At 66.7% G+C, this 9,677-nt stretch carries 6 protein-coding genes and 5 pseudogenes; 4 read left to right on the top strand and 7 right to left on the bottom strand.

Annotated features, from left to right (window positions below; genetic code table 11):
• Positions 1–694 precede the first annotated feature (694 nt).
• Positions 695–1,192: pseudogene (locus ABZZ74_RS50905) on the bottom strand (transposase domain-containing protein); the annotation flags it as partial.
• Between ABZZ74_RS50905 and ABZZ74_RS50900 the strand changes: the two are divergent.
• Complete coding sequence (locus ABZZ74_RS50900; protein WP_356950944.1) at positions 1,118–1,741, top strand: transposase; 624 nt, start codon at positions 1,118–1,120, stop codon at positions 1,739–1,741. The pseudogene ABZZ74_RS50905 and the gene ABZZ74_RS50900 overlap by 75 nt on opposite strands.
• Entirely contained in the window at positions 1,671–1,991 is a 321-nt protein-coding gene (locus ABZZ74_RS50895; protein WP_356950943.1) for an IS3 family transposase, read from the top strand. Before ABZZ74_RS50900 ends, ABZZ74_RS50895 begins: the two co-directional genes overlap by 71 nt.
• Here ABZZ74_RS50895 and ABZZ74_RS50890 read toward each other — a convergent pair.
• Together ABZZ74_RS50890 and ABZZ74_RS50885 are read right to left on the bottom strand one after the other, a co-directional pair.
• Positions 1,971–2,583 (bottom strand): annotated as a pseudogene (locus ABZZ74_RS50890) (transposase); the annotation flags it as partial. The gene ABZZ74_RS50895 and the pseudogene ABZZ74_RS50890 overlap by 21 nt on opposite strands.
• A 281-nt stretch (positions 2,584–2,864) precedes the next feature.
• The gene (locus ABZZ74_RS50885; protein WP_356950942.1) at positions 2,865–3,692 is read right to left on the bottom strand and encodes a transposase family protein; all 828 of its coding nucleotides are present in this window, start codon (positions 3,690–3,692) and stop codon (positions 2,865–2,867) included.
• Between the two features lie 1,468 nt (positions 3,693–5,160).
• Here ABZZ74_RS50885 and ABZZ74_RS50880 point away from each other — a divergent pair.
• Positions 5,161–5,340, top strand: a pseudogene (locus ABZZ74_RS50880) (hypothetical protein); the annotation flags it as partial.
• Positions 5,341–5,478: 138 nt separating this feature from the next.
• On the opposite strand, the gene ABZZ74_RS50875 reads toward ABZZ74_RS50880, so the two are convergent.
• The 3 genes from ABZZ74_RS50875 to ABZZ74_RS50865 all read right to left on the bottom strand — a co-directional run bounded on the left by ABZZ74_RS50875 (position 5,479) and on the right by ABZZ74_RS50865 (position 8,392).
• Positions 5,479–6,105, bottom strand: coding sequence for a transposase family protein (locus ABZZ74_RS50875; protein WP_356950941.1), 627 nt, complete (start codon positions 6,103–6,105; stop codon positions 5,479–5,481).
• A 271-nt stretch (positions 6,106–6,376) separates the two neighbouring features.
• Complete coding sequence (locus ABZZ74_RS50870) at positions 6,377–6,826, bottom strand: hypothetical protein (RefSeq protein ID WP_356950940.1); 450 nt, start codon at positions 6,824–6,826, stop codon at positions 6,377–6,379.
• A 201-nt stretch (positions 6,827–7,027) separates the two neighbouring features.
• Complete coding sequence (locus ABZZ74_RS50865; protein WP_356950939.1) at positions 7,028–8,392, bottom strand: cation:proton antiporter; 1,365 nt, start codon at positions 8,390–8,392, stop codon at positions 7,028–7,030.
• A 259-nt stretch (positions 8,393–8,651) separates the two neighbouring features.
• Between ABZZ74_RS50865 and ABZZ74_RS50860 the strand changes: the two are divergent.
• A pseudogene (locus ABZZ74_RS50860) lies at positions 8,652–8,956 on the top strand (DDE-type integrase/transposase/recombinase); the annotation flags it as partial.
• A 534-nt stretch (positions 8,957–9,490) separates the two neighbouring features.
• Here ABZZ74_RS50860 and ABZZ74_RS50855 read toward each other — a convergent pair.
• Positions 9,491–9,677, bottom strand: a pseudogene (locus tag ABZZ74_RS50855) (IS1380 family transposase); the annotation flags it as partial.

Below are 9,677 nucleotides of genomic sequence, written 5' to 3'. Positions count from 1 at the left end.
CAACGTCCGCTCCGACGCGAGCGACAACGACTCCATCACGGGCACACACATGGCAGACTGACGATTCACCGAAGCTCCGTAGGCACAGGGCGACTTGGGAGGTCACCCCGCTCAACCGAGCTTCGGTCTTCCACATCACGGACCGCTCACCTGCGGAAACGTCTCAATCCCGGACCTTGCGTCAGCCCTGCGTCCTCCAACGGCACAGGACATTACAGGCGAACAGCTGCATCGATCAACGACCGAAAGCCGCTGACGAATCGAGGTTAGCCTTGAGCCCGTCACCCACAAGTGGCATTAGCCACAGCGAACCACTTCTCTCCCTGATGGTAAAAGCCTACCGTATAAGAATCAAGAAACCCCGATTGGCAGCTAGCTGCAGCATTATTCAAGGCCCCGGCTTGCGCGGTGTCTTGGTTCGTACTGATAGCACTGCCAGTGACGCGGGAGCCCTTCGGGATCCCTCCTGCGGCGGACGCAGCCCCACCAGTCGCAAACATCACACCCCCTGCGATGACAGCGACAGCAGTAGCGTTTGTTGCCAGCCTTTTCATGACTACCTCTTCACGTCGTTTCTCTGTGCACAAAGGGCGATGCAGAGCCCTTCGTTGAGATCTGCGTTGATATCGTCGAAGACGTGTGGCCGCTGGCGATAGGGGCATTTGACCCGGATCAGCCTCACGGTCCTTTGGCGGCCGTAGCGGTGCTTGTGCTTGCCGAGCCAGGCGCACACCCGCGGCCGGTCGGGGGCCTTGGCGGAGCTGCATCCGTCGAAGGCGACGGTTCTCCAGCGCCGGTAGCACACGCCCGGGGTCCGGGGCCCGGCAACGGGCCCGGCCAGGACGGTGAACAGCAGCTCCAGCGGAGCCGTCCCGAGTCGGCGGCGCAGGTCTCGCAGGGACTTCTCCGACGTACGCCGCGTGCGTAACTGCCGTAGGCCGGCGGTGAGTTTGTCCCATACCCGCGCGTATCCCAGGCCGGGGAAGAGCGCCAGGGCCAGGACGAAATACACGCCCACGCGCGACGGCAGACTGCGCACTCTCGTCTGCATGGTGCGGGTCTGGAGCAGAACATCATCGACGAGTTCGAACGGGAACTGCCGTGTCAGTTCTCCCAGATGTCCGGGCGCGTACACGCCCTCGGCGACAGCGACGGAGTGCGTGAGCACGCTGGTGGCACACTGGTTGGGCAACGGGACTCCTTCGAGCCGGAAGACCTTGGTCGGCTTCCTCGCTGTACCAGGGGTCCCGTTCTCGTATATGGCAAATGCCCCGATCCGTCCCACCCTCTTGACAACCGCGATCTCGCCCTAACTACGCGGCCTTGTAAATACCCCGACGAGCTCCGTGAGCGTGCCGTCCGCGAGGTCCGCACCACCGGCCGTCCGATCGCGCATGTCGCGAAGGACCTGGGCATCCACAAGGAGGCCCTGCGCGGCTGGGTCCGCCAGGCCGAGGCGGACAGCGGCGAACGCGACGACCGGCTGACCAGCGCCGAGCGGGAAGAGCTCAGGCAACTCCGTGGGGAGAACGCGGAGTTGAGGCGGGCGAACGAGATTCTCAAAGCGGCGAGTGCGCTTTTTGCCAGGAGCTCGACCGTCCCCGGACGAGGCCGACCAGGTGATCGACAGCCTGAAGGACAGCGGCTTCGGGGTCGGGCCCGTATGCCGGGTGCTCGGCTGGTCCGAGTCCGCCTACTACGCCCGCAAGAAGCGGCCGAAGTCGGCCCGCCGGCTCCGTGACGAGCAGCTCATGCGGCTGATCGAGCAGGTTCACGCCGAGTCGGGCGGCACCTACGGGGCCCGGCGGGTCACCCGCGCCCTCAAGCGCAAGGGCGTCGTCGTGACTCGCTGCACCGTCGAGCGGCTGATGGGCGAGCTGGGTCTGGAGGGCGTGATCCGCGGGCAGCGGCGGCGGACCACCGTGCCGGAGGCATCGGCGCCCCGCCCGCCGGATCTGGTCGACCGTGACTCGGTCGTAGAACTTCTGTGAGTTCGGGTCGTGTCGGACGCTGACCAGCGCGGAGGTGTAGAAGACGCGCTGGAGTCTGCGGTGATAGACGAGCGGCCGGTGCAGGTTGCCGCTGACCTTGCCCGAGTCCCTAGGTGCGGGGGCGGTGCCGGCGAAGGCCGCCAAGGTGTCCGGGGAGTCGAACTCGTCCAAGTCGCCGCCGACGGCGGCGAGGAACTCGGCGCCGAGGGTCGCGCCGATGCCGGGGACACTCAGGAGGATGTCGGCGAGTTCGTGCTCGCGAAACCGGCCCTCGATGAGCTTGTCCGTCTCGGTGCTCTGCTCGTTGAGGGCCATCACCTCCTCGGCCAGGGTGTGGACCAGCTTGGCTATGGTTTTCTCCCCGGGGATGGCGGTGTGCTGGCGTTCAGCGGCCTCGATGGCCGTCTCGGCCAGGGCTCTTGCGTTAGACCTCGCGGCCGTCGGCGAGATCCAGGACGTCGCCAATCAGTTTCAGCAGCTCGGGCTCGTCATTGGCGACCCGCCGCGACAGCAGAGTCTTGCCGTCCACGTCCAGCGCAAGGCCGTGATGGTGGCCCTTCCCGCTGTCGATCCCCACCCATATCCGGCTCATCGTGCTCCTGACATACGTGTTCATTCTGTGCGTGCCACGGACGAACTCGCCGGCATTGCTCTACACAGCGACTTGTTCGCACTTCCTAATCGGCGGCCGAGCCGTCGTGGGGTGCCGGGCGACGAAGCCACAAGAGCCACGAGACGGCAGCGGGCTGATAGCCACACCCAGCACCCCTGGGCGCCCCAACCCTACGAATGGCTCGATCAACCCGATCAAGAAGGTAGAGCGGGCTGAGAGTGAGCCTCTTCCAGTAAACGATCATGACTGATCGTGATCGTTCAGGTGGTGCGGTCGTACTCGAGTTGGAGCAGGACGAGGGCTGCGGCTGCGATCTGGTTGATGCGGCCGGGGTCGAGGCTGACCCGCCGCAGCGCCTTGAACGTGGTCTTGAGCAGGGAGTTCGCCCGCTCGCACACGCCGTGGACGCCTCGGATGACCTTGTTGAAGGTCTGCTGGGCTTCGGTGAGTTCACCGCCCGCAGGCTTCTTGACCGGGTGACGGAAGCCGTCCCCGGCGTTCTCGTAGCCGAGGTCGACCAGGGTCAGGACGCCGAGCCCGGCGGCGAGGCGGTTGAGCGCGTCGATCAGGCCGTGGCGGCGGGCGCAGGTGGTGTCGTGCTCGCGGCCGGGCCGCACCGGCGAGACCCAGATCGGCCAGCCGTCGGGGGTGGATATGACCTGCACGTTGCCGCCGTGATGGCGATGCTTCCCGGACCACCACAGGTCCGCGCCGTTGGGGCCCGGGGCCGCGACGCGGTCGGTGCGGATGACCGTGCCGTCCAGGTTGAGGTGGGTCAGGCCGGCCGCCTTCGCCCGCTCCAGGGCGGTGGCGAGGTCCGGGGCTCCGGCCGCCAGGACCGACAGCCCTTCGTGCAGGTAGCGGTAGGCCGTAGAGGTGGACAGGCTGTTGTCCCGGGCGAGTTGGGCAAGGCGGGTGCCGCCGATGAACCAGCGAAGGATGAGCACGGCCTGCTTGAAGCAGCCCAGGGCCCGGCGCCCGCACCGAGTACCGATCTCGGCTCGACGGTCTCGCAGGAGCCGGGCCAGGTGCTCGGCGGTGGACCGCCGCACATCGAGCACGGCGGTGTATGTGACCCTGGTCGGCACGTGAGGCCCCCCGGTCGGATCTTTTCTGTCGCAAGATCGTTCCTACCAGGGGCCTCACGCCTGCCGGGAGTTGAGGTCCCGGAGTCACAGAGTGATCACACCCCGTGAGCATCGCTTACCGGGAAAGGCTCAGCGAGGGCGGGTCGTATGACTCTGTGGGGACAGGGGCCTATGGGTGATCATGGAGGAACCACAGCGTGCGGTGACGTCACATCTCGCGAGCACTTGGTGGGGAGCCTTGTGCTGCTGTGGTGTGCATACGGACCCGGGGTGTCTCTTTCCCCGTGCACCTCGGGTCGTATGTCTTCTGATACTGCCCATCCGGCATCCTGCCCTCCAATTGGGACGGTGGGTGGTATCGGAGAGCGGCCCGGGAGATGGACGTACTCCGGGCCGCTCGATTATTCCGCTGTTGCGGGGCATGACGGAGCGTCGCGAAGTCCTCCTCAGTCAACTTGACCCGTTTGTTGGCGGATTCGGTGACTGTCCTTGGTGATCTTGTTTGGTGCGGCAGTCTGGTGGGGTTCTGTTCCGTCTCGCGGAGAGGCAAGGGAGGGGCTGCGATGTCGCTGCGCCCTGTGCCCGCTCTGTCCATTCCGGAGGCTACCGCGCGGGTGAACCGTCCCCAAGGCCGGGTAGACCATGCGGTGGACCGGGACGAAGTGGACGACGATGAGGAGGTAGACCGGCGTGGGCGCGCAGGTTCGGCCCGTGCTCCGCCCGTCCGGCCCCGGACCGTCCAGCCGCCTCGCGGCGTGCACGCGCCCGCAGCCGCACACCGCCGCGTGCTGGTCGTACTGCGTGACCGTCACGGTGATCAGGGGCATCTCGTGTCGCTGGTAGTGGTCGACCACGCCCAGGTCCACCGCGTCGGACAGGTCGGCCCCGCACCCGCAGACGCCCTGGGGGTAGCGGTCCAGGCGCGGGTCGAGCTCGCCCGGCTCCCGCCAGCGCAACGCGGTCCCCGGCGCCCCGGCTGCTGCCCTTGCCCCGCCCCGTCCCCTTGGCGCGGCGCTGCTTGCGTGGCGGGGTGCGCCCCGGGCCGTCGTCACCGGAGGGCGGCATGGAGGAGTTGGAGCTGTTGCGCGACACCAGGCCGGAGCCGCTCCAGTTCGGCCGCCTGCACCTCGAAGTTCTTCATCAGCGCAGCGAGTTGCGTGGCCAGCATCTGTGATCTGCCCGTCCTGACGCTTGATCACCGCTGCCTGGGCATCGATACGGACCGTCTGGTCCTCAAGCTCGGCCGCCTGCTCGCGGGCGAGCTCGACCAGCTCACCATGCGACCAACGACTCCAACTCGGGCACGAGGTGATCCAACCACGCCCGACAGCCGGGCGTCACACCGGGCATCACGCACCGTCAGCAGCCAAAACCCATCGATTACCCGCTGATGGTTTACTTCTGATCAGGTGTCGAGGGAACCGTCCACGAACTCGCTGGAGCCCATCGGGCCCGCCGCTGCCGCTACCGCGGAACCGCCAAGACCCACATCCAGCACGTCCTGACCGCGATCGCCATCAACATCGACCGCCTCAGCGAACAAGAACCCGAAGACTCCGCCTACCGCCCGCGCCGCCCCACGGCCTTCCGGCAGTACCTCGACACCCACGCCCTCCCGCGCCCCCTGGGGTGGCGCCAAGGAAAGTGACAATGGAATCCCAAGATCCCCACAGAGTCTCCCATTGAGCCTGTTTCAGCCTGAAGTTGCTGGTCGTGGGGCTGGTGTGATGGCTTTCCAGGGTGCTCGTGCTGGTCGTGGCTGGTTGGCCGGGCTGTAGATCGTCTGTCAGCGGGCGACCTCAAGGTTCGTGAGGACCAGGAGGGCACGCAGTAGCGTGGTGGCGTGGCGGACATCCAGGCGGAGCTTGGCCAGGATGCGCCAGTTCTTGAGGTGGGCGAACGCGTGCTCGCAGGCGGCTCGCTCGGCGGCGATCAGCTTGTAGACCTGTTTCTTCGCCGTGGTGAGGGGCTTGGTGCGGGCGGCCTTGAAGCCGGTGATGATCACTGGGTTGTCGGGGTCGTCGTCCAGGCCGGTGAAGCCGAGGTCGGCGAGGGGACCGAGTCCGGCCTCGCGGAGATGTCGGGTGATGTGGTTGTGGCGGGCGGTGGTGATCTCAGAGGACCGTCCGGGGCGGGCGGCGGAGATCCAGATCAGCCGTCCGTGGGTGTCGGTGATGCCGAGGAACAGCAGGCCGTGGGACTTGTGTTTCCCGCTGTAGTTGCGGCGGTTGTCGCTTCCGGTGCGGCGGTGGGTGCGGACGAGGGTGCCGTCGAGCAGGACGGCATGACCACCCTTTCGGATGATTCTCCTCAAGGCCCGGTCGAGGCGTTCGGCGCGGGCGGCCAGCAGACCGGTCACCTCCAGTACCCAGCGGCGGACCGTGCTGGCGGAGATGTTGTTGCCGCCGGCCATGTCGCAAAGCCTCTGGTCGTGGCGGAGCACGGCCAAGACGATGACCGCGATCCGGCCGCGGGCAGCTTGCGCCACCGCGACCCGATCTTCTTCAGGTGGGCGCGGATCAGGTGGGTGACGGTGGAGATGGTGGCCGTGGACAGCGGGAGGCGGACTTGGTAGACAGGGGCCTCGGTGCCCTCGGCGGAGTTCAGGTTCTTTCGCATACAACCCCAACTCTCGCCGGGGGCACTCCAGTTACGGCCCGAGTAACCAGGCTTCGCAGCCCGGCTCACAGCACGGTGATGAACCGCCCGGTCGGGGTCTTGTGCAGCCAGCCCCGGTCGGCCAGCCGGTTCAGCCGGCTCCGCATCGCTTCACGCAACCGCGGCTCGACATCGATCGAGAGCAGCCGGCACACGTCCTGGGCCATCACCGGCTCGTCGGCCGAGCGGACGACGTCGAAGACCTTCCGGTACTCCTCGGGCAGAGCCTTCTCGTCCATGCCTTTCTCCCGGTGCGGCACCAGCAGCACCGCCCGGCCCGCGACCTGCCCGGCGGCCGGCCCGGAGGTCTCGTCCGTCTCTGCTTCGGCCTGCCCGTGCAGCCGGATGAGCACCCGCTCCGCGCAGGCGAGTTCCTCCCGTTCGGCCCGGACCGCCTCCAACTCCTTGACCAGCTGTTCCTCCGCCGCGTCGAGTTCCGCCCGCCGTGCGGCGATCCGCTCCAGCACGTCGTCCACGGCTGCCCCTCCCAGAAGATCCGGACAGAGCGTATGAATCCGCCGCCCGCTCCGGCAGCCGAACCACGGAAATCCATCCCATCGACTGGCAAACGATCAACATGCACGGCAACCGCCCAGGACCTGCGCGAGCAACCACCACCTCACTCACACCAGCCCCACGACCAGCAACTTCAGGCTGAAACAGGCTCATTGAACTTTTCAGCGTTGCCGCTCCGCGGTGCGGATGGCCTTGACGATTGAGGTCAAACGGTTCCGACCGCACCAGGCTCGGGGGAAGATCTCCCAGAACTTCGTTGAACCGGCTGTGGATCGCGGCCGTGAGGTGGCCGTGGACAAGGGGGTAGGCGTGGGCCAGGCCGGCTGGTCGCCGGCTGCGGGGAGGAGAGCCAGGACCGGCCCTGCCATGGCCGTGGTGACCAGGGACATGACCACCATGACGGAGTAGAGCCGGCTGTCCAGCACCCCGATCTGCACACCCATGGTGAGGACGATTAGTTCGGTGAGTCCTCGGGTGTTCATCAGCGCGGCCAGTACCGCGGCTTCCCTACGGTCCATCCCGTGGAGCCGGGCCACCACGAACGCCGTTCCGGCCTTCCCCGCGACAGCCGCGCACAAGATGCCTGCCAGCTCCAGGAACCCACGGGTGCCCAACGAGGACAAGTCGACGTTGAGTCCGGCCAGCAGAAAGTACACCGGGAGCAGCAGCGTCGAAGAGATCCGCCTCATACCGGGTGTCCATGCCGTGCGGAGCGTCAACGCCCCGTCGCGGGGCAGCACGGCGCCGAACAGAAAGGCCCCGAACAGGAAGTGCAGGCCGATCCACTCCGTGGCCAGCGCGGACAACAGCATCCCGGTCAGGACGATGGTGAGCGCTGCGTTCCCCGAACGGAGTCTGTCGCTGCTGTCCAGACGGCGTAGCAGGGGCCTGACCGCACACAGCATCACCATGCCGTAGACGGGAATCAGCATGATCCGCCCGGGCTGCTGTCCCTCCCGGGCGACGACCGTCATCACCACGGCGAAGACGGACCATGCGATGACGTCCGTGAGGGCCGCTGCGGACAGTGCGACGGCGCCGAGGCGGTCCCGGTTCAGCCCGCGGTCGGCGAGGATTCGGGCCAACACAGGGAATGCCGTGATCGACATGGCGACACCCATGAACAGGATGAATCCCGGCCGTGACACGGTCTCGTGGTCGGCGAAAAGCCAGAACCCCGTGCCGGTGCCAACCATGAACGGCACAGCAACGGAGGTCACGGCGAGTACAGGGACGACGAGGGCTCGGCCGCGCAGCAGCCCACGGTCGAACTCGATGCCCTCCCCCAATAGGAACAGTGCCACGCCGAGATTGGCCAGTGCGCCGAGCAGCGGCCGCGCGTAGGGTGGGAACACCGCCTGAGTGAAGCCCGTACCGAACAAAGTTGGCCCCAGCAGGATGCCGGCGGTGATCTCGCCCAGCACAGGAGGCTGGCCCAGCCATCTGAACAAGCCCCCCACGGCCCGGGTAACCATGACGATCAGCGCCAGGTCCAGGAGGAGGAACTGCATCTGATGCGGTGTCATCGCACGCTCCACTCGGTCCGTATCAGAAGGCGCGGTATCGCATTTCGCTCTCGATCAGGCCTAGTTGGCCTTTCCCGTTGTGGATCCCATTCATACGGTCGAACAAACAGGCGCCTGTAGCCCCGTTCCAGAGCCTGGTAAGTGTTTCCCCTGGCGTATTTCTTCTCGTCCACGCCCCTTCGGCACGTGACCTTGAAGTGCCCCCTGATCCTGGACAGCGGCTGCTTACGCTGCGGGGGGGGTAAAGTCGTGCTGCAGCCTGGTCGCCGACGCGCTCCGGGCCGCCGCCGCGGACCCGCGGCAGCCTGGCCGGCGCCGTCTTCCACAGCGATCACGGAGCCCAGTACACTTCCCGCCAATTTGCCGAAGTCTGTGCCGAGTTGGGCGTGCGGCAGTCGATGGGAGCGGTCGGCACCAGCGCGGACAACGCACTCGCCGAGTCGTTCAACGCCGCCTCAAACGCGAGACACTGCGCGGCGCCCGCCGCTTCGGGACGGCGCCCGCGCCTGCCGCTTGGCGGTCTTCGGCTGGATCACCCGCTACAACACCCGCCGACTGCACTCGGCGGCGGACGCAGTCCCACTGGTCGTAAGGATGGCACCCCCTACGATGACAGCCACAGCAATAGCCTTAGTTGCTCGCTTTTTCATGCACACCTTCACGTCATGGCCAGTTCTCTATGCGACACGGTGTAGCCTGCTCTAACAAGGCATCAGAGGGCACACGAGTTGGAGGACTCACAGATCGGACGCAGTCGTGCCTGTCCAGGCCGAGCCCATCCCGGTGACGAAGGTGCCCTTGGAAAACGCCTTTGTTGACATCTTCGAAGACATACGGCCACTGGTGATAGAGGCATCCGACCCGGATCATTGTCCGCGGTACGGCGCATGCCTTCCGTACTGTAACCACGACATAGCTCTGCTAACCTCGATTCTTCAGCGGGTTTCGGTCGCTGATCAGTGCGGCTGTTCGCCCGTAATGTCCTCCGCCGTTGAAGGACGGGCCGTCGCGTGACGCCGCGGGGTGCGCCGGGTTCCACGGGCCCGGAGGGTGCGGGGTGTCCTCCTTCCTGGTCCTCGTCGGGGTGTGAGCCGGCCGTCAGGTGGCGGCCGGAAGTTGCGTGAGCCTGTTCCAGCTGGTGGTGAACGCTGCCGCCCAGGGCCAGGTCTGCTCGATGCGGAGCAAGCGGCGGCGAGCGTGACGCGCGAGGCGGGCCGGTAGGTGGTAGAGGCGCAGGCGCATCGTGTCCGGCTCGGCGTCTTCGAGGCCGTCCTGGTCATGCAGG

The sequence above is a fragment of the Streptomyces sp. NPDC006476 genome, from assembly GCF_040612015.1.
Classification (GTDB): Bacteria; Actinomycetota; Actinomycetes; order Streptomycetales; family Streptomycetaceae; genus Streptomyces; species Streptomyces griseorubiginosus_B.
This window is presented reverse-complemented; position numbering and strand designations above follow the sequence as displayed.

Excerpts from the sequence above, each read along its gene's own strand:
- ABZZ74_RS50875 (WP_356950941.1), bottom strand. The coding sequence starts at position 6,105 with ATGGCCGGCGGCAACAACATCTCCGCCAGCACGGTCCGCCGCTGGGTA.
- ABZZ74_RS50900 (WP_356950944.1), top strand. The coding sequence starts at position 1,118 with ATGTCCGGGCGCGTACACGCCCTCGGCGACAGCGACGGAGTGCGTGAG.
- ABZZ74_RS50865 (WP_356950939.1), bottom strand. The coding sequence starts at position 8,392 with ATGACACCGCATCAGATGCAGTTCCTCCTCCTGGACCTGGCGCTGATC.